This window comes from Hydrogenophaga sp. (assembly GCF_014773545.1).
GTDB lineage: Bacteria > Pseudomonadota > Gammaproteobacteria > Burkholderiales > Burkholderiaceae_C > Hydrogenophaga.
Genome location: NZ_SDDV01000003.1, coordinates 36,848 through 56,100 on the forward strand (window position 1 = coordinate 36,848; position 19,253 = coordinate 56,100).

General features: G+C 65.3%; 18 protein-coding genes and 1 pseudogene. 6 read left to right on the forward strand and 13 right to left on the reverse strand.

All coding sequences use genetic code 11. The features are described from left to right. Positions 1-68: 68 nt before the first annotated feature. Both EST26_RS03020 and purE read right to left on the reverse strand, forming a co-directional pair. Complete coding sequence (locus EST26_RS03020; protein ID WP_291065338.1) at positions 69-1,298, reverse strand: 5-(carboxyamino)imidazole ribonucleotide synthase; 1,230 nt, start codon at positions 1,296-1,298, stop codon at positions 69-71. Positions 1,299-1,310: 12 nt separating this feature from the next. After that, positions 1,311-1,799 carry a 5-(carboxyamino)imidazole ribonucleotide mutase gene (purE, locus tag EST26_RS03025; protein ID WP_291065340.1) on the reverse strand — a complete coding sequence of 163 codons (489 nt, stop codon included), beginning with the start codon at positions 1,797-1,799 and terminating at the stop codon, positions 1,311-1,313. Positions 1,800-1,947: 148 nt separating this feature from the next. On the opposite strand from purE, the gene trxA reads away from it, so the two are divergent. Next, on the forward strand, positions 1,948-2,838 hold the full coding sequence (trxA, locus tag EST26_RS03030; protein ID WP_291065341.1) for a thioredoxin: 891 nt from the start codon (positions 1,948-1,950) through the stop codon (positions 2,836-2,838). A 23-nt stretch (positions 2,839-2,861) separates the two neighbouring features. Here trxA and EST26_RS03035 read toward each other — a convergent pair whose 3' ends face one another. From EST26_RS03035 to EST26_RS03070, 8 genes are all read right to left on the reverse strand, one after another. Then, positions 2,862-3,770, reverse strand: coding sequence for a phosphoribosylaminoimidazolesuccinocarboxamide synthase (locus EST26_RS03035; protein ID WP_291065343.1), 909 nt, complete (start codon positions 3,768-3,770; stop codon positions 2,862-2,864). A gap of 90 nt (positions 3,771-3,860) precedes the next feature. After that, a complete protein-coding gene (fba, locus tag EST26_RS03040; RefSeq protein ID WP_291065345.1) occupies positions 3,861-4,940 on the reverse strand; it encodes a class II fructose-bisphosphate aldolase in 1,080 nt (359 codons plus the stop codon). A 104-nt stretch (positions 4,941-5,044) separates the two neighbouring features. Further along, entirely contained in the window at positions 5,045-6,478 is a 1,434-nt protein-coding gene (gene pyk, locus EST26_RS03045; RefSeq protein ID WP_291065347.1) for a pyruvate kinase, read from the reverse strand. A 570-nt stretch (positions 6,479-7,048) separates the two neighbouring features. Further along, positions 7,049-7,270, reverse strand: coding sequence for a zf-HC2 domain-containing protein (locus EST26_RS03050; protein ID WP_291065349.1), 222 nt, complete (start codon positions 7,268-7,270; stop codon positions 7,049-7,051). Then, positions 7,267-7,467, reverse strand: coding sequence for a sigma factor-like helix-turn-helix DNA-binding protein (locus EST26_RS03055; RefSeq protein ID WP_291065351.1), 201 nt, complete (start codon positions 7,465-7,467; stop codon positions 7,267-7,269). The genes EST26_RS03050 and EST26_RS03055 overlap by 4 nt, the downstream gene beginning before the upstream one ends. Before the next feature lie 116 nt (positions 7,468-7,583). After that, positions 7,584-8,794 (reverse strand): IS3 family transposase gene (locus tag EST26_RS03060; protein WP_291065352.1). Its coding sequence is split into 2 segments (ribosomal slippage): positions 7,584-8,521 and positions 8,521-8,794, totalling 1,212 coding nucleotides; the frame shifts between segments, so codons are not numbered across the junction. A gap of 169 nt (positions 8,795-8,963) precedes the next feature. Next, complete coding sequence (locus EST26_RS03065; RefSeq protein ID WP_291065354.1) at positions 8,964-9,737, reverse strand: LytTR family DNA-binding domain-containing protein; 774 nt, start codon at positions 9,735-9,737, stop codon at positions 8,964-8,966. Positions 9,738-9,768: 31 nt separating this feature from the next. Then, a complete protein-coding gene (locus tag EST26_RS03070) occupies positions 9,769-10,806 on the reverse strand; it encodes a histidine kinase (protein WP_291065356.1) in 1,038 nt (345 codons plus the stop codon). Between the two features lie 149 nt (positions 10,807-10,955). Here EST26_RS03070 and argH point away from each other — a divergent pair, with 149 nt between their 5' ends. From argH to EST26_RS03095, 5 genes are all read left to right on the forward strand, one after another. Continuing rightward, positions 10,956-12,431: an argininosuccinate lyase gene (gene argH / locus EST26_RS03075; protein ID WP_291065357.1), complete on the forward strand. Its 1,476-nt coding sequence runs from the start codon at positions 10,956-10,958 to the stop codon at positions 12,429-12,431. Then, positions 12,415-12,984: a hemerythrin domain-containing protein gene (locus EST26_RS03080; RefSeq protein WP_291065358.1), complete on the forward strand. Its 570-nt coding sequence runs from the start codon at positions 12,415-12,417 to the stop codon at positions 12,982-12,984. Before argH ends, EST26_RS03080 begins: the two co-directional genes overlap by 17 nt. A gap of 41 nt (positions 12,985-13,025) precedes the next feature. Continuing rightward, positions 13,026-14,594: a bifunctional aminoglycoside phosphotransferase/ATP-binding protein gene (locus EST26_RS03085; protein ID WP_291065360.1), complete on the forward strand. Its 1,569-nt coding sequence runs from the start codon at positions 13,026-13,028 to the stop codon at positions 14,592-14,594. Positions 14,595-14,656: 62 nt separating this feature from the next. Then, positions 14,657-15,808 (forward strand): alpha-hydroxy acid oxidase, encoded by a 1,152-nt coding sequence (locus tag EST26_RS03090; RefSeq protein WP_291065362.1) that lies wholly within the window; start codon positions 14,657-14,659, stop codon positions 15,806-15,808. A gap of 6 nt (positions 15,809-15,814) precedes the next feature. Beyond that, positions 15,815-16,336, forward strand: coding sequence for an anti-sigma factor (locus EST26_RS03095; RefSeq protein WP_291065364.1), 522 nt, complete (start codon positions 15,815-15,817; stop codon positions 16,334-16,336). Between the two features lie 87 nt (positions 16,337-16,423). Here the strand turns inward: EST26_RS03095 and EST26_RS03100 are convergent. The 3 genes and pseudogenes from EST26_RS03100 to EST26_RS03110 form a co-directional block, all read right to left on the reverse strand. After that, positions 16,424-16,795 (reverse strand): annotated as a pseudogene (locus EST26_RS03100) (integrase core domain-containing protein); the annotation flags it as partial. A gap of 88 nt (positions 16,796-16,883) precedes the next feature. Continuing rightward, the gene (locus EST26_RS03105) at positions 16,884-17,636 is read right to left on the reverse strand and encodes an alpha/beta fold hydrolase (protein ID WP_291065366.1); all 753 of its coding nucleotides are present in this window, start codon (positions 17,634-17,636) and stop codon (positions 16,884-16,886) included. A gap of 156 nt (positions 17,637-17,792) precedes the next feature. Beyond that, complete coding sequence (locus tag EST26_RS03110; RefSeq protein WP_291065368.1) at positions 17,793-19,070, reverse strand: aminotransferase class I/II-fold pyridoxal phosphate-dependent enzyme; 1,278 nt, start codon at positions 19,068-19,070, stop codon at positions 17,793-17,795. Positions 19,071-19,253: the final 183 nt, after the last annotated feature.

A 19,253-nucleotide genomic window follows, 5' to 3' on the forward strand; every position in this document is an offset into this window, starting at 1 on the left:
TGACAGGGCTTGAGTGGGGTGGTGGGCCGCGCCGGGTTGCGCTGGCGCTGCACCTGGTGCCAGCGGCTTCAATCGGCCAGGCCCAGCAAGGCCTGCGCCTGCACGCTGGTCTGACGCAGTTGCGCCACGCTGGGCGCGGTGATGTTGATGTGGCCCATTTTGCGGCCGTGCCGGGCTTGCAGTTTTCCGTACAGGTGCAGGTGTGTTCCTGGCAGCGCCAGCACCTGGTCCCAGGGTGGCGAGACCGCCTGTTCGCTGCGCTGGCTGCGCTGCGCGTTTGGCTCGAACCACAGATCACCCAGCAGGTTGAGCATGAGGGCCGGGCTGTGCTGGCGCGGCGTGGGCAGCGGCAGGCCAGCCAGCGTGCGCACCTGGGCATCGAACTGCGACAGATCGCAGGCGTCTTGCGTGTAATGCCCGCTGTTGTGCGGGCGCGGCGCCATTTCGTTGACCACCAGTTCGAGCGCAGCGGCGCCCGCTGACACGATGAAATACTCGACACAGAGCACGCCCACGTAGTCGAGCTGCTGCGCCAGCGCCGCCGTGCTGGCCTGCGCGCGCTGTGCCAGCGCCTCGGGCAGCACGCCGGGGTAGACCTCGGTGCGCGTCAAGATGCCGCCCTGGTGGGTGTTTTTCTGCACCGGAAAGCTGACGCAGGCACCGTTGGCACTGCGCGCGACGAGCACCGAACATTCGGCCTGCAGATCGAGCATTTTTTCCAGCACGCAACTGACTTGGCCCAACTGTTCCCAGGCGTCAACCAGTTCGGCCCGGGTGGCCACGCGCACCTGGCCCTTGCCGTCGTAGCCCAGGCGGGCGGTTTTCAAAATACCGGGCAGCAGCTCGTGCGCTGCACCCGCGGCTGCCGCTGCGCTGTCAATGACCGCGTAAGGCGCGGGGCGCACACCGCTGTGCGGCGCACAGCGCAGAAAAAGGTTTTTTTCCTGCACCCGGTCTTGCGCCAGCGCCACGCAGGCGGCCGACGGCGCCACCCGCCGCTGCGCGCCCAGGCTCAGCAGCGCCGGTGCCGGCACGTTCTCGAACTCGGTGGTGACGGCGTCGCAGCGCTGCATCAACTGGGCCAGGCCTTGCTGGTCGTCGAACGCGGCTCGAATGTGGTAGTGGCTGATGAGCCCGGCCGGACTCGCCGGGTCGGGGTCGAGCACCGCCGTGAAGTAGCCCATGGCCTGCGCGGCCTGCACGAACATGCGGCCCAACTGGCCACCACCCATCACACCCAGGGTGATTTGCTGGCCGCTTGGCGAAGTGCTGCCGGGCAGCAAGGGTTGAAAACTCATGCGTGCATCGGATCAAAGCGGCAGCGTCATGGCGCGCGCGGCCTCGGTTTGCGCGTTGCGAAAAGCCTGGAGTTTTGTGCGCAACATCGGGTTTTCGTTGGCCAGCAGCGCCAGGGCAAACAGCGCCGCGTTGGCCGCGCCTGCGCTGCCAATGGCAAAAGTGGCCACCGGCACGCCCTTGGGCATCATCACAATGCTGTGCAGCGAGTCCACACCAGCCAGGTGCTTGCTGGCCACCGGCACGCCCAGCACCGGCAGCAGCGTCTTGGCCGCGATCATGCCCGGCAGGTGCGCAGCACCACCGGCGCCGGCAATGATGACCTTGAGGCCGCGACCGAGCGCGGCATCGGCGTAGGCAAACATGTCGTCGGGCGTGCGGTGCGCCGAGAGCACGCGCGCCTCGAAGCCGATGCTGAAATCCTGCAGCAACTGCACGGCGTGCTGCATGGTGTCCCAGTCGCTGCTGGAGCCCATGACCACGCCCACCTGGATGGGGTTCATACGAAAGCCTTGTGCATGGCCGCTGGCGCACGGCCCTAAGAACAAAACCGGCCCTGCGCGGCCCGGCTCCGGTAAAGTGTCGATTTTACAATTCGCGCCGACGACTGCTGCGCCACCCCCACCACTCCTGCTTGCCAGACCCACTGCCATGATCAACGTCAGCCTTGCCAACTTTGAAACCGAAGTCATCGAAGCCTCGATGCACACCCCCGTACTGGTGGACTTCTGGGCCCCCTGGTGCGGTCCATGCAAGGTCATCGGCCCGCTGTTGGAAAAAATAGAAGCCGCCTACGCAGGCCGCTTCAAGCTGGTCAAGATCGACTCCGACCAGGAGCAGCAGCTCGCAGCCGCCTTCGGCATCAAAAGCATCCCGACCTGCGTGCTGCTGATGAACGGTCAGCCGGTGGACGGCTTTGCCGGCGCCCTGCCAGAAGGCCAGATCAAGGCTTTTCTGGACAAGCACGTGCCCAGCCCAGAAGAAATCGAAGCCGAGGCGCAAGAAGAAGACGCGCTGGCTGCGCTGGCCGCGGGCGACGTGCAAGGCGCGCTGGACAAGCTGCACGCGGCACTGAAGATCGACCCCGACAACGACGACGCGCGCTTCGATCTGGTCAGGCTGCTGCTGGAGCAAGAGCTGGATGACGAGGCCAAGCTGGTTTTTTCGCCTGTCATCGCCAAGGCCGCAAGCGTGCGCCGGCTCGACGCACTGGCGCACTGGATGCGCGCGCGCGACGCCCAGCTTGCCAGCGAGGCCGAGCTGCGCGCCGCGATTGGCGCCAACAAACGCGACTTCCCGGCCCGTTTCGCTCTGGCGCAGCGGCTAATGGCGCAACGCCGCTGGACCGAGGCAATGGATGAGCTGCTGGAAATTCTGCTGCGCGACAAGGGCTGGAGCGAAGAACTGGCGCGCAAAACCTACATCGCCATTCTCGAGCTCATCGAGCCGCCCAAGGTCAAGGTGGCCGAAGGCCAGGTGCCGCCGCAAGACCCGACGCTGGCAAGCTACCGGCGCCGGCTCTCGAGCGTGGTGCTGAGCTGAAGACCTCAGCGCCGCTGGGCTTCTCAGCCCAGCAAGCGCGTCAGCACTTGCTGGTACTTGGCGGCGGTTTTCTCGATCACTTCTTGCGGCAGGCGCGGTGCCGGTGCGGTTTTGTCCCAAGGCCTGCCGTTGACTGGGGCGCGCTCGAGCCAGTCGCGCAGGTACTGCTTGTCAAAACTCGGCGGGTTGCTGCCCACGGCGTACTGCTCGGCGGGCCAGTAGCGCGAACTGTCGGGCGTGAGCACCTCGTCCATCAGCACCAGACGGCCGCCCGCGTCCAACCCGAATTCGAACTTGGTATCGGCAATGATGATGCCCTTGTTCCAGGCGATCTGTGCCGCCGCCTGGTAAAGCGCCATCGACAGCGCCCGGATCTGCTGCGCCAGCGCCGGTCCGACCAGCTCGACCGTGCGCTCGAACGTGATGTTTTCGTCGTGCTCGCCCACGGCCGCCTTGGCCGCCGGGGTGTAGATCGGCTCGGGCAGTTGGGCGGCATTTTGCAGCCCGGCCGGCAGCGGCACGCCGCAGACCGACTGCGTGGCCTGGTACTCCTTCCAGCCGCTGCCGGCCAAGTAGCCACGCACCACCGCCTCGATCGGAATCGGCCGCAGGCGCTGCACCAGCATCGAACGCCCCCTGACCTGTTCGACCTCGTCAGCAGCCACCACACTCTCGGGCGCTTGACCGGTCAAATGAATCGGGCAGATGTCGAGCCCGCGCGGGCCAAGCCGATCGAACCAGAACAATGAGAGCCGGGTCAGCAACTCACCCTTGCCGGGAATCGGCTCGCCCATGATGACGTCGAAGGCGCTGATGCGGTCCGACGCCAGCATCAGGATACGGTCGTCACCGACCGCGTAGTTATCGCGCACCTTGCCGCGCGCCAGCAAGGGCAGGGATTTGAGAGCCGAGGTGTGCAAAGCAGCAATCATGGTCTATGTGAACAAAGCAGGGCTGGTGGCGGCGCAGAAAGAAAAAAGCCCGTTGCAGATCCAACGGGCTGGAGCCCAATTATCGCCGGATCAGCCAAGGGCTGATTCCTTGACCTGCTGCGCGAGTTCGCCGCGCGCGTATCGGGCTGCCATCACCGACAGGCTCTGGCCTTTGATTTTTCCGCCCTGCCCTTCGCAACCAAACTCCAGGTAGCGCTGCTTGCAAATCGCCTGCGCGGCGGCGCGCGCGGGCTTGAGCCACTCGCGGGCGTCGAACTTGTCCGGATTTTCGGCCATGAACTGGCGTACCGCGCCGGTCATCGCCAGCCGGATGTCGGTGTCGATGTTGATCTTGCGCACGCCGTAGCGAATCGCCTGCTGAATTTCCTCCACCGGCACGCCGTAGGTTTCCTTCATCTTGCCGCCGTACTGGTTGATGCGCGCCAGCAGGTCTTGCGGCACGCTGCTGGATCCGTGCATCACCAGATGCGTGTTCGGAATGCGGGCGTTGATTTCTTTCACCCGGCTGATGGCCAGAATATCGCCGGTGGGCTTGCGGCTGAATTTGTAGGCGCCGTGGCTGGTGCCGATGGCAATCGCCAGCGCGTCGACCTGTGTGGCCAGCACGAAGCGAGCCGCTTCTTCGGGGTCGGTCAGCATCTGGCTGTGGTCGAGTTTGCCCACCGCGCCGACGCCGTCTTCCTCGCCCGCCTCACCGGTCTCGAGGGAGCCCAGACAACCCAGTTCGCCTTCGACTGTGACGCCGACTGGGTGTGCCAGCTCGACCACCTGGCGCGTCACCTGCACGTTGTAATCAAAACTGGCCGGCGTCTTGCCATCTTCGTGCAGCGAGCCGTCCATCATCACCGAACCAAAGCCGAGCGCGATCGCCCCCTGGCAAATCGCCGGGCTCTGGCCATGATCCTGGTGCATCACCAGCGGAATATGTGGATACGCCTCGACGGCGGCCTGAATCAGGTGCTTGATGAACGCCTCACCGGCGTATTTGCGGGCTCCGGCGCTGGCCTGCAAAATCACCGGCGCGCCGGTTTCGTCGGCGGCCGCCATGACGGCCTGCACCTGTTCGAGGTTGTTGACGTTGAACGCCGGAATGCCGTAGCCGTTGACGGCGGCGTGGTCTAGCAGTTCGCGCATGGAGACAAGCGCCATAACATTCCCTTTCAAGGCAGTTGGTAACCGGTCTGTAATTCTTTAGATTCTACCGTTCCCACACTAGCGCCAGGGTGACTGGCGCAGCGCCCCAGCCTGGCCGCTCAGGCGGCGCGACAGATTTTCAAGGTGTTGGTCCCGCCAGCCTGCCCCATCGGCTCGCCAAAGGTGATGGCGTAGACGTCACCGCTGTTGACGATGGCGCGCTCTTTCAAGTGCGCCTCGGCGTCGGCCAGCGCCGTGTCGCGGTCGGTGCTGGTGGCCATGAGCAGCGGGCGCACATTGCGATACAGCGCCATGCGGCGCTGCGTCGAGCGGCTGGAGGTGACGGCGTAGATCGGCATGCGCACGTTATGCCGACTCATCCACAGGGCAGTCGAACCCGAGTCGGTCAGCGCCACGATCGCCTTCGCGCCCAGGTAATGCGCCGTAAACAGCGCGCCCATGGCGATCGACTGGTCGATGCGTTGAAACGTCTTGCCCTTGAAGGCAGCACCCAGTTCGCTGTACTCGGTTTTTTCTGCTTCACGGCAGATGTTGGCCATTTCCTTGACGGTCTCGAGTGGGTACTTGCCGGCCGCGGTTTCGGCGCTCAGCATCACCGCGTCGGTGCCGTCGAGCACGGCGTTGGCCACGTCGCTGACCTCGGCGCGTGTGGGCACCGGGTTGACGATCATCGACTCCATCATCTGCGTGGCCGTGATGACCACCTTGTCCATCTCGCGCGCCAGCCGGATCATGTGCTTTTGCAGCGCCGGCACGGCCGCGTTGCCGACTTCGACCGCCAAGTCACCGCGCGCGACCATGATGCCGTCCGATACCTGCAAAATGCTGGCCAGCGCCGGAATCGCCTCGGCGCGTTCTATCTTGGCGATCAGCGCTGCTTTGTGCCCGATCGACGCACCGGCCACGTTGCAGAGCTGGCGCGCCAGTTCCATGTCGGACGCGCTCTTGGGAAAACTGACCGCCACGTAGTCGGCCAGCAGGCCGATGGCGGTCTTGATGTCGTCCATGTCCTTGGCCGTCAGCGCCGGTGCGGTCAAGCCGCCACCTTCCTTGTTGATGCCCTTGTTGTTCGACAACTCACCGCCGAGCTTGACGCGGGTGTGCACCGCCGGGCCGACCACCCGGTCCACCGTGAGCACGATCAGACCGTCGTTGAGCAGCAATGTGTCGCCCGCCTTGACCTCGCGCGGCAGCTCCTTGTAGTCCAGCCCAACGCCGTTGACATCGCCCGGCTCGCTGCGCGAGGCATCGAGCACAAAGGGCTGCCCCGGCTCCAGCAGCACCTTGCCCTGGACAAATTTGCCGACCCGGATTTTCGGGCCTTGCAGGTCGGCCATGATGCCGACCTCGACCCCGACGCGCTGCGCCGCTGCGCGCACCATGGCAGCGCGGTCAATGTGGTCTTGCGCCGTGCCATGCGAAAAATTCAGCCGCACCACGTTCACGCCAGCGCGAATCATCGCCTCCAGCAAAACGGGATCGCTAGACGCTGGGCCGAGGGTGGCGACGATTTTGGTGGCGCGGTGCAGCATGAAAGGATTCTCCAGGGGATGTGATGGACAGGCAACGATGTAATTTTATTTCAAGTATTCACGCAATAAATTACAACGAAGTTACGGCTTGCTGAACTTCAGGGGCTTGAAGGACCGTCAGACCCATAAATACGCCTGCGGATGAAAGGCGCCACGTCCTTTCCCCGTTCGGACAAGCTGCTGCGCAGGAGGCTGCGCTGATCCTGCCACGCCAGCCACACCGCTGGGCCAAAGTGCGGCGTTTCGGCCGCTGACGGCGTGGCCACCATAGACTTGCCTGGCGGCGGACGACTTCAAGCCCGCGGCGAGGCCCCCATAGGCGCAAGGGTTTTCGTGCGAGACGGCCCCCATAGATGGCGCAGCGCCAACCCTTACCCATGTGTCGGCCGAGGTTTGGCAAGCCCCAAAAAAAGCCCAGGAGCCGGGAATTCGGAGCCGGTGACAGGCGGCGGGCTTTCTGTGCCGCAATTTCCTTGTCCAGCGCAAAATCCCTCGCCGCCACAAATATCGCGCCCCGAACCAGGCATTTATCGCGACGCGTTTGAACCGGCGCCGGATCGCCTTTACTCCCTATTCGTCGTTGTCGGCGCCGTAGTTGCGCCACTGCTTCATCGCATGGCGCATGGTCAGCACCTGGCGCTCAAAGGTCGGGCAGGCCTTGCAGATGGCCATGTGCACACGCAACGCCAGTTGCTCGGCCAGTGGCAGATCGCGGTCTTCCCGGGCGATGACCAGGGCGGTCACTTCCTTGCAGGAACGCATCAGCGGCAGTTTCTTCATCAGGGCATTCACGGGGCAGCAAACCAGTTCAATTCCAGGCATTCGCGCAGGCGCAAACGGGCACGGTGCAGCTGGACGTACAGGTTGGTCGGTGTCAAGGCCAGCTCCTTACAGATGTCTTCGCTCGACATTTCCAGCCACTCGCGCATGAGGAACAGACGCCCCTGTACCGGCGGCAGCTTCTCGGTGCAAGCGTCCAGGATGCTCATGAACTGGCGGCTCCTGAGGTCCTGCTCCGGGTTGCCCCAGTCGGCCGGTTTCTCTGCGAAGTGTCCGCCGGTCTTGAATGGACTTGCCCCGTTTTCACGGACGGTTTGAAGACTCTTCAGAGAGCATGAATTTCAGGTGATTGTGTCAGGGGTAGTGAATTCTGGTGTTTCCTTTCAAAGTTGATGGGTGATATGTGACCCAGAGCGGAGTGCCTGCGCCGCGGGTTGTACCAAGCCTCAATCCAGGTGAAGACGGCGGTGCGAGCCTCAGCCTTGGTGCGCCAGCTGCGCCGGGCAATCAACTCGCATTCCAGACTGGTAAAGAAGCTTTCAGCCATGGCGTTGTCGTAGGCATCACCGACCGTGCCCGTGGAGGGCCGCACGCCCATTTCCTGACAGCGTTTGCCAAAGGCCAGGCTGGTGTATTGGCTACCCTGGTCAGAATGGTGAATCACCGAACCGGGCTTGCGGGTGTGCAACGCCATGTTCAGCGCCGCCACCACCAAATCGGCGGTCATGTGCTCGCCAAAAGCCCAGCCCACCACCTTGCGGCTGTAGACATCGAGCACCACAGCCAGGTAAATGAAGCCCGCCCAGCTCGGGATATAGGTCATGTCGGCCACCCACAACTCGTTGATGTTGTGGGCTACAAAATGGCGGTTGACCAAGTCTGGAGCAGGCCGCTGACGCTTGTCGCGCTCGGTGGTCACGACATAACCCCGGCGGCGGCTCACACCGCGCATGCCGCCTTGACGCATCAGGCGGGCAATGCGCTTGCGGCTGGCTGTGACTCCCATCTCGATGAGGTCGGCTCGCACACGCGGCATACCGTAGGTTTCATCGCTGGCCACAAACGCCTGCCGGATTTTCGCGCTCAATGCCTGATTGGCCAATGCCCGGGCGCAGGGTGTGCGCTGGCGCCAGTCGTAGAAACCACTGCAGGAGACTTTGAGGGTACGGCACATGGTCTTGATGGGTAGGTCGGCCTGGTTCGCTGCAATCAGCGCGTAGACGGTGTGGACGTCGGCGCGCCGTTGTGCGCAAACCAGGCCGTAGCCTTTGCCAAGATGTCGCGCTCCATCTGGACTTGTCTGAACTTGCGGCGCAGTTCCATGAGCTCTTGGCGCTCTGCCGCGTTGAGCGCGGCGTAGGCAGCGCCCTGCGTCGTGGCTGGGGCGATCACCCCAGCGCGGCGAACCCAGGCCAGGATGGATGTGACATGGCAACCAAACTCCTGTGCCAACTCACTGGGCTTGCGTCCAGCTTGCACCAGCTCGACCATTTGTTGACGGAACGCAGCCGGATACAGCGGCTTCGGTATGGGCATTTCGGACTCCTTCTTGGTGAACAGTAAGGTGTCCGTGAAATGGGGTCAACTCCAGCTTGGGCGCCCGACCGCGGTGCCGGTGCTCGCCATGGCATGGCTGCGCCTGGGGTTGGGTCATCTCGTTTCGCTTTCGATTTGCGCAACAAAGCCGTTCCACCGCAGCAGCCGTTCAGAACGCGGAAGCCGGCCCGCAGCCAGCCAGCAGCGCTTCGCGCACCGCTGTCAATTGCCGGCGCGAGACCGCCAGGCACTCATCGACGCCGTCCAGGCGCACCACCCAGACCTCGCCAGACAGCGGGTCGTGCTGCTTTTCCAGTGCCCGCACGGCGCCCCGCGCCACCAGCGCGTTGCGGTGAATGCGCACAAACAGGTGCATGAAGCGCTGCTCCAGGTCGCTGAGCGCGCCGTCGAAAATATGCTCTTTCTCGACTGTGCGCACGGTGATGTATTTCAGTTCGGCCTTGAGGTAGACCACCTCGGACAGCGCCACCCGCAGGCTGCGCCCGCGCTCCTGAATCAACAAGCTCTCCAGGCCAGTGCCATTGCCCGCCAGTGCCGCCGCAGCGGCGCTGGCGCGCAGGCGCAGCACCTTTTGCAGCGCCTGCGCCAGCCGCTCACGCCGCACCGGCTTGGTCAGGTAATCGACCGCTTCCAGCTCAAAAGCCTGCACCGCGTAACCGGCATGGGCGGTGACGAACACCAGCGCCGGCGGCGCGGCGAGCTGGCGCAGCGCGCTCGCCAGCGCCACGCCGTCCACGCCCGGCATCTGCACGTCGAGCAGCACCAGATCACAGATGCCGCGCTGCACTTGCTCCATCGCCTGCACCGCGTTGGCCGCCTCGCCCACCACGTCAGCACGCGGCTCGGTGCACTCGCCCAGCAGCGAGCGCAAGCGCGAGCGGGCCAACGCTTCGTCATCCACGATCAAAACTCTCAGTGCCATTGCGCGCTCCGTTGCCAGACCCACTGACAGCTTATATCGGTATTTCGAGCCGAACCTGAAACACCCCGTTGACCAGCGCGCTCTGAAAGCGCCCCTGCACGTCGTGCAACAGGCGCAGACGCTGGCGCACATTTTCCAGCGCCAGCCCGTGACCGCGCCGCCCGCTGCCCGCCGGCACGGTGTTGGTGACCTTGATCACCACCACACCGGCGCGGCGCTGGGTGCTGATGCGCAGCACGGCACCGTTCGGGCTGGGCTCGACGCCGTGCTTGACGGCGTTTTCCACCAGCGGCTGCAGAATCAGCGGCGGCAACCTGGCCTGGGCGGCGTTCTCGTCCAGACTCCACTCGACTTTGAGGCGTTCGCCAAAACGCACCTGCTCGATCGCCAGGTAATGCTCGGCCAGCGCGAGTTCGCGCCACAGCGGCACCGCATCCTGGGTTTCGGCCAGGGCGTGACGAAACAACTCGCTGAGGTCTTCCAGCAAGCGCTCGGCCCGCTCCGGTTCCGCCCGCACCAGCGCTATGGCGCTGTTGAGCGTGTTGAACAGAAAATGCGGCCGGATGCGCGCTTGCAGCTCGGCCAGCCGGGCGGTGGCGCCAGCCGGTGCGCGTGCCTTGGACCGCCACACCAAGGCCGCCACCAGCAGCGCCGCCAGCAACGCGCCGCTGGCGGCGCTGGCCAGCCAGGGTGCGGGCTGAATCAGCCCCATCCAGGCCAGCAGGGCGCAGCCGTAGAGAGCGGCGAGCGCGCCCAGCAGCACGCCGGCACCCCACTGCGCAGGCATGGGAAGGCGCGCGAGCCAGCGCCTGAGTGCGCACACCGCCAGCAGCCAGACCAGCACGGCGGGCAGCGCCGCGCCGGTGAACAAGGCCATTCGCCCCAGCCAGTCCCATGCGCCCATCGCCCCATACAGTGCGGCAACCGCCACCACCGCCTGCACGAACAGTACCGCCCGCAGCACCACGCCCGCCTGACAGGTGTCGAACACCAGCTCCGGCGCGCTCGCAGGAGCGCTGCGAGCATGCGACACGGTCTGGAAGGTCGATAAAATGCGCGAATCTTTCATGACTGCACCTGCTGGTCGATGATCGCCTTGCTCGGGCGCAGCCTTCTGGCGGCAAGCCCGGCGGCACAGAGCCGCGCCGCTTCAAACTCAGATTTCGGCACCCTGCCTCAGCATACAACCATCACCCCAGCGCGGATCAACACCACACCATGTCCAGCAACCAGTTCGAGCAAAAATCACAAGCCTGGTCAGCGCTGTTTTCAGAGCCGATGAGCGATCTGGTCAAGCGCTACACCGCCAGCGTCGCGTTTGACCAGCGCCTGTGGCGGGCCGACATCGCCGCCAGTCTGGCGCACGCCGACATGCTGGCCGCGCAAGGCATCATAGGCGCCGACGATTATGCGGCGATTGAACGCGGCATGGCGCAGATCAGCACAGAAATCGAGTCGGCAGCGTTTGTCTGGCAACTCGACCTGGAAGACGTGCACCTCAACATCGAGGCGCGCCTGACGCAACTGGTGGGGCCGGCCGGCAAACGGCTGCACACCGGGCGCAGCCGCAACGATCAGGTGGCGACCGACCTGCGGCTGTGGCTGCGCAGCGAGATCGACGCCATCACGCAACTGCTGCGCGAGCTGCAAAGCGCGCTGCTGGAGGTGGCGCAGCACCACACCGAGGTCATCCTGCCCGGCTTTACCCATTTGCAGGTGGCGCAGCCGGTCAGTTTTGCACACCACCTGCTGGCCTACGTGGAGATGTTCGCACGCGACGCCGAACGCCTGAGCGAGGTGCGCCGGCGCACCAACCAGTTGCCGCTGGGCAGCGCCGCGCTGGCCGGAACCACCTACTTGCTGGACCGCGAGCGCGTGGCGCGCCGCCTGGGCATGGTGGACGAACAAGGCCGCCCGCAACTGTGCCAAAACAGCCTGGACGCCGTCAGCGACCGCGACTTCGCCATCGAATTCTGCGCCGCCGCCAGCCTGTGCATGGTACACGTCAGCCGTTTGAGCGAAGAATTGATTTTGTGGATGAGCCAGAACTTCGACTTCATCAAAATTGCCGACCGCTTCACCACCGGCAGCTCCATCATGCCGCAGAAGAAAAACCCCGACGTGCCCGAACTCGCACGCGGCAAAACCGGGCGCGTGTTCGGTCACCTGATGGGCCTGCTCACGCTCATGAAAGCGCAGCCGCTGGCCTACAACAAGGACAACCAGGAAGACAAAGAGCCCTTGTTCGACACGGTGGACACGCTCAAGGACACCTTGCGTATCTTTGCCGAAATGATTGGCGGCCAGACCGACCCGGCCAGCGGTCAAAAGCAAGGTGGCATCACGGTCAACGCGCAGGCGATGCAAGACGCGGCCAGCAAAGGCTACGCCACCGCCACCGACCTGGCCGACTACCTGGTGAAAAAAGGCCTGCCGTTTCGCGACGCACATGAAACCGTGGCGCACGCCGTCAAGGCCGCCAGCGCGCACCGCTGCGACCTCTCGGAGCTGCCACTTGCGGTGTTGCAGGGTTTTGACGCCCGGATCGAAAAAGACGTCTACGATTGTCTGAGCCTGCGCGGCTCGCTGCATGCGCGCAACACCTTGGGCGGCACCGCGCCAGCGCAGGTGCGCGCACAGATCGAGCGCCACCGCAGCCGGCTCGCTGCAGCGGCGCATGTGGCCACCATTTGACCTGCATCAAGCCCGAACTCCATTAAAAACCCTAGCCTTCGAGCGCATGAACTCTACCGCCACCCCAGAAACCCCGGCCACCGTGGCCCAACTCAACTGGTCCAGCGCCCTGTCGGTGGGCGACGCCCGCATGGACGACACGCACCAGGAATTCGTCGAACAGCTCCAGCAACTTCTGGCCACGCCGCCCGAGCAGCAACTGCCGCTGTATCAGGCCTTCGTGGCGCACACGGTAGACCATTTCGCGCAAGAAGAACGCTGGATGCTGGCAACCGGTTTTGCGCCCGACAACTGTCACGCCGCGCACCACGCCACCATTTTGGAGACCATGCGCGCCGTCGTCAGTCACTTTGAAGAGGGTGACGCGCAAATCATCAACCGGCTGGCGCAGGCGCTGGCCGACTGGTTCCCGCAGCACGCCGCCAGCATGGACGCCGGACTGGCGCTGCACCTGCAGGAAGTGGGTTTTGACACCCGCAGCGAGACCCTGGCCGACCCGCAGAACGTGCGCCCGTCGTCAATCTCGGGCTGCGGCAGCGTCAGTTGCAGTTGAGCGGGCGCGGCGGCGCTGGCTGCACAACCCCGCGCCAGACTGTGGCCCGTCAAGCCGGCGCCAGTCCCATGCCGCAAGACCTGCCGCCGCTGATCCGGGCCTTGCTCGATCCGGCACGCTACCCGCACCCGGTGGCACAGGTCGATCTGGTGCAAACCCACACCGCCTGGGTGCTGCTGGCGGGTGCTTGGGCCTACAAGATCAAAAAGCCGCTGCGCCTGTCGTTCCTGGACTTTGGCACGCTGGCGCAGCGCCGCGCCGCCTGCGCGGCCGAAATCCGCGTCAACCAGCGCTTTGCCACGCCTGATCCGGCCACGCACATTTACCTGCAGGTGCTGCCGATCTGCGGCACGTCCGAAGCACCGCTGTGGGGGGTGCCGGGCCGCGACGACGGCTGCGCGATCGAGTACGCGCTGCAAATGCGCCGCTTTGACGAAACCGGCCGGCTCGACCACCTGTGCGCCCGCGGCGAACTGAGCCCGGCGCACCTGAGCGCCCTGGCGCAGCGCATGGCGGCGCTGCAATCGGCCGCTGCCGTGGCCGCGCCCGACGGCCCCTGGGGCCAGCCAGACGACGGGCTGGCCTTTGCGCGCGACAACCTCGAGACCCTACGCGCCAGCCTGAGCGCGCCCGAGGCGGTCGGTCGCCTGCGCTGGCTGTCCGACTGGAGCGAGGCGCGCGCCGTGCAACTCGCGCCGCTGCTGCGCCAGCGGCTGCAAGCGGGCCGGGTGCGCGAAGGCCACGGCGACCTGCACCTGGCCAATCTGGTGCTGATCAATGGCCAGGTGCTGCCGTTCGACGCGATCGAATTCAACGACGCGCTGCGCTGGATAGACGTCGCCAGCGACATCGCCTTTGCCTGGATGGACCTGCTCGATCACCGCCAACCCGGTCTGGCCAACTGGCTGCTGTGCGAGTGGCTGGACGCCAGCGGCGACGCCAGCGCCGCGCAGGTGCTGCCGTTCTTTGCCGTCTACCGCGCGCTGGTGCGCGCCAAGGTGGCAGCCCTGCGCAGCACGCAATGCGGTGCCGACGCGGCGGCGGCGCAGGCCCAGACCAGCGAGTACCTGGCGCTGGCGCAGCGCATTGCGCAACCCGCCCAGCCGCAACTGCTCATCACGCACGGGCTCTCGGGCAGCGGCAAGACCTGGGCGGCAACGCGCTGGCTGCTGACCGATCCGGCCGGACGCGCCATCCGCCTGCGCTCGGACGTCGAGCGCAAGCACCTCCACCGCCTGTCGGCACTGCAGAGCAGCGCCAGTGGCGTGGACAGCGGCCTGTACAGCCCACAGCAACACCGCGCCACCTACGACCATTTGCTGCAACGCGCCCAGGCCCTGCTGGCCGAGGGCTGGACGGTACTGGTGGACGCGGCTTTTTTGCGCCTGCACGAGCGCGCCGCTTTCGCCGCACTGGCACAGACGCTGCAGTGTCCGTTTCACATCATTGCCCCGGTGGCACCGCTGGCGCTGCTGCGCACGCGCATCGCGCAGCGCCAGGCCAGCGGCAACGACGCCTCCGAGGCCACGCTAGCGGTGCTGGAGCAACAGCTCGGCTGGATCGAGCCGCTCGACGCCAGCGAGCGGGCGCTGTGTTTGCCCTGCGCCTGATGGGGCCGCTACCATAAGCGCCTGCCCGCCCTGAGCAGCGCACGCCCATCTAAAACCGCATCATGACCGCCATCACCTGCATCGAAGACCTGCGCCTGCTGGCCAAGAAGCGTGTGCCGCGCATGTTTTACGACTACGCCGACTCTGGCTCCTGGACCGAAACCACCTACCGCGCCAACCAGAGCGACTTCTCGCCCATCAAGCTGCGCCAGCGCGTGGCGGTGAACATGGAAAACCGCAGCACCGCCAGCCAAATGATAGGGCAGGACGTGGCGATGCCGCTGGCGATTGCGCCGGTCGGCCTGACTGGCATGCAGCACGCCGACGGCGAAATTCTGGCCGCGCGCGCGGCCGAGCAATTTGGCATACCGTTCACGCTCTCAACCATGAGCATCTGCTCGATCGAAGACATTGCCGCCCACACCAGCAAACCGTTCTGGTTTCAGCTCTACATGATGCGCGACCGCGACGCCATGGCGCGCATGATCGAGCGCGCGCGCGCCGCGCGTTGCAGCGCGCTGATGCTGACGCTGGATCTGCAAGTGATCGGCCAGCGCCACAAAGACCTGAAAAACGGCCTGTCCGCGCCCCCCAGGCCCACCATCGGCAACCTGATCAACCTGCTCACCAAGCCGCGCTGGTGCCTGGGTATGCTGGGCACGCGCAGACGCAGCTTTGGCAACCTGGTCGGCCACGTCAAGGCGGTCAGCGACATGAACTCGCTGGCCAGTTGGACCCACGAGCAGTTCGACCCCCGCCTGTCGTGGGCTGACGTGCAGTGGGTCAAAGAGCGCTGGGGCGGCAAGCTGATTCTCAAAGGCATCATGGACGTTGAAGACGCACGGCTGGCGGCGCACAGCGGGGCCGACGCGATCGTCGTCAGCAACCACGGCGGGCGCCAGCTCGACGGCGCGCCGTCGAGCATCGCAGCGCTGCCAGCCATCGTCGCCGCCGTCGGAGATCAGATCGAGGTCCACCTGGACGGCGGCATCCGAAGCGGACAAGACCTGCTCAAGGCACGCGCGCTCGGTGCGCGCGGCTGCTACATCGGCCGCGCCATGGTCTACGGCCTGGGCGCCATGGGCTTGGCCGGCGTCAGCCGGGCGCTGCAAATCATCCACAAAGAACTCGACCTGACGATGGCTTTTTGCGGTCACACGAAAATCGACCAGGTTGACAAAAACATACTCCTACCCGGCACTTTTCCCACTTGAAACCGTATGACTTCTATTCAGCCCACCTCTGTCACCCCCGATCGCCGCGTCAGCTACTGGTGGCGTTTGTTAAGCGTTTTTCTGCTCATCGTCGTCCTGCTGGGCTGGGCTGCGGCCGCCAGCATGCACGAGCAGCTCAAGGCCCAGATCGGGCACCTGCAAGAGCGGCTGGTGCACGTGCCGCAGGTGCGCCACGTAGCGGTGCTGCTCGATGCGAAGCAACTGCCTGCCCTGCTGGTCACGATGGATCCCAAGTCGGGCGTATTGCAGTTGCAGCGCCTCAACGCCGTTGCCGAAGGTCCGCAAGACAGCATGCAACTGTGGGCACTGAGAGACGGCCAGCCACCGCGCTCGCTGGGCGTCATCACCAGCAAGCACAAAACCCTGCAACTGCCGGCGCAAGAAGCCGCGCTGGCGGGCGCCACACAACTGGCCATCAGCGTCGAAGACAAGGGCGGCGTGGCCGAGCAGCAAGGGCCGCGACTGCCCTATCTGTTCCAGGGCTGGTTGGTGCAAAAAGCGATTTGAGTCAGCCTCTCAGGCAAAGGCTGGCAGACGCGCGTGAACGATGCCATGCGGTAGTTGTCAAGCTATTTGTCGCCAAAAAGCACAAGCTCAATGCGTCTTTTTGAGCACATCCTCCTCGCTGGACTTGTCGGGATTGAGGTGAACGACATCTCGGCGTGACCAATCCCGTGTGTGCCTGGACCAGCGGTTCGGGTTGCGTCTTTGAGCGGCCTCATAGGCTTCATGGCGGGCCTGCAAAAGAGCTCCATCCAACAGCGCATGGCGTTGATCAGGTGTCACGAAACCAATGCCGCTGTGGCGGTGTTCTTGGTTGTACCAATCCACCAGCTTGCCCACCCAGCGCCGCGCCTGCAGCAGGCCCTCAAAAGGCTTCACCGGCAAATCGGGGCGGTACTTCAGCGTCCTGAACAAAGACTCCGAATACGGGTTGTCGTTACTCACACCCGGGCGGCTGCGCGACGTGGCCGTGCGCCATACAGACACCGCGCAGGCGCAGATACTCCGTTACCTGCGGGGAAATTGAGACTTCACAGGGCCGGATTTAGGTTCAGTGCATCGCTTGCACCAGCGCACGCTCATAGGCCGGATGCTGGCCGATGTCGTTGTGGTCGGCCCCCGGCACGACAACCAGACGCGCCACACCCGGCTGGAAACGGGCGGCCAGTTGTGCCGTGCGCTCGGGCCGGATCAGCGTGTCGCGTTCGGCGGCAATGAGCACGGTGGGCGCGCCGATGCGCCCGGCCACGGCCGCCGAGTCAAAGCGCTCCCGGATCAGCCAGCGCACCGGCAACCAGGGGAAAAGCTCGACCGCCACGTTCTCGATGCTGTCAAAGGGGGTGACCAGCACCAGCCGGGCCACCGGCTGTTCGCTGGCCAGGCGGGCGGCCACACCGCTGCCCAGGCTGCGCCCGATCAGCTTGATCTCGGCGTGTTCGCGCCGCACGTGCTGGTACAGCGCGCGGGCGTCTGCGTGCAGGGCGGGCTCGCTGGGTTTGCCGGTGCTCTGCCCGAAGCCGCGGTAGTGCATCAGGTACAGCGCATGGTCGGGGAACAGCTGTGCCAGCCGCTGCAGGCTGCCCGACACATCATCGGCATTGCCGCCGAAATACAGGATCGCCGGCGCACCGGGCCGGGCCTGCACGCTGACCTGCAGCGATGCGCCCTGCACCGCCAGCGTGATCGATGCCACCGCCTGCCGGGCGGGCTGCGGGTGGTACAGCAGCGCACCCTGCAGGGTGAACATGAAGACGCAGACCGCCAGGTACAGCAAGGCCAGCCCAGCAGCAGCTCTTGAAAGCATCCCGCTCAGAGCCCGGAGGATTCGCTGGGTTGCCATGGCGGTTTCACATCCCGAACCGGAGCGCGTGCCCCTCAGCAGCACACGCCGAAGAGCCGGCGACGCCGGTCCAAGGGCGTGCTCCCCCTGGGGGAAAGCCGCGCAGCGGCGCAGGGGGGATCACAGCTTTTCCAGCGCCTGCTCCAGATCGGCCATCAGGTCGTCGATGTGTTCGATGCCGATCGACAGGCGGACCATGTCGGGGCTGACGCCGGCCTTCTTCATCTCGTCGGCATTGAGCTGGCGGTGCGTGGTGGTGGCCGGGTGGCAGGCCAGCGACTTGGCGTCGCCGATGTTGACCAGGCGGGTGAACAGTTGCAGCGCGTCCTGGAAGCGGGCGCCAGCGGCGATCGCATCGGTGGACTTCAAGCCAAAGCTGATGATGCCGGAGGCGCGCCCACCCATGTATTTCTGCACCAGCGCATGGTCCTTGTGGCCGGGCAGGCCGGCGTAGTTGACCCAGGCCACCTTCGGGTGGTTCTGCAGGTGCTGGGCAATCTTTTCGGCGTTGTCGCAGATGCGGTCCATGCGCAGCGCCAGGGTCTCGATGCCTTGCAGGATCTGGAACGCGTTCATGGGCGAGAGCGCCGCGCCCATGTTGCGCAGCGGCACCACGCGGGCGCGCCCGATGTAGGCCGCGGCGCCCAGCGCTTCGGTGTAGACCACGCCGTGGTAGCTCACGTCGGGCTCGTTCAGGCGCTTGAAGCGGGCTTTGTGCGCTGCCCACGGGAACTTGCCGCTGTCGACGATGGCGCCGCCGATGGTGGTGCCGTGGCCACCGAGGTATTTGGTCAGCGAGTGCACCACGATGTCGGCGCCGTGTTCGAACGGGCGGCACAGGCAGGGGCTGGTCACCGTGTTGTCCACGATCAGCGGCACACCGGCCGCGTGCGCCACGGCGGCCAGCGCGCCGATGTCGGTCACGTTGCCCAGCGGGTTGCCGATGGATTCGCAGTAGATCGCCTTGGTGCGCTCGTCGATCAGCGCGGCGAACGCCGCCGGGTTGCTGGCGTCGGCAAAGCGCACCGTGATGCCCTGCTGCGGGAAGGTGTGGGCGAACAGGTTGTAGGTGCCGCCATACAGCGTGGAAGCCGAGACGATGTTGTCGCCGGCTTCGGCAATGGTCTGGATGGCTGCGGTGATGGCCGCCATGCCCGAGGCCATGGCCAGCGCCCCAATGCCGCCTTCGAGCGCCGCCAGGCGCGCTTCGAGCACGCCGTTGGTGGGGTTCATGATGCGGCTGTAGATGTTGCCCGCGACCTTGAGGTCGAACAGGTCGGCGCCGTGCTGCGTGTTGTCAAACGCGTAGGCCACGGTCTGGTAGATCGGCACCGCCACCGCCTTGGTGGTGGGGTCGGGCGTGTAGCCGCCGTGCACGGCAAGGGTTTCGAGTTTCATCTTGCGAGTCTCCTGGATGGTGTTGCCACGCGCGGGGAAACCGCGCAGCGATTGTCATTCTCTCAGCAGTTCGAGCTCGGTCACACCGCGAGTCAGGCCGAGCAGCGAAAAACCCGATTCACCCCTCGTCGGCGTCCATGGCGCCAGACAGGGTTGCCAAAGAGAGGAAAACCGACCTCGCCA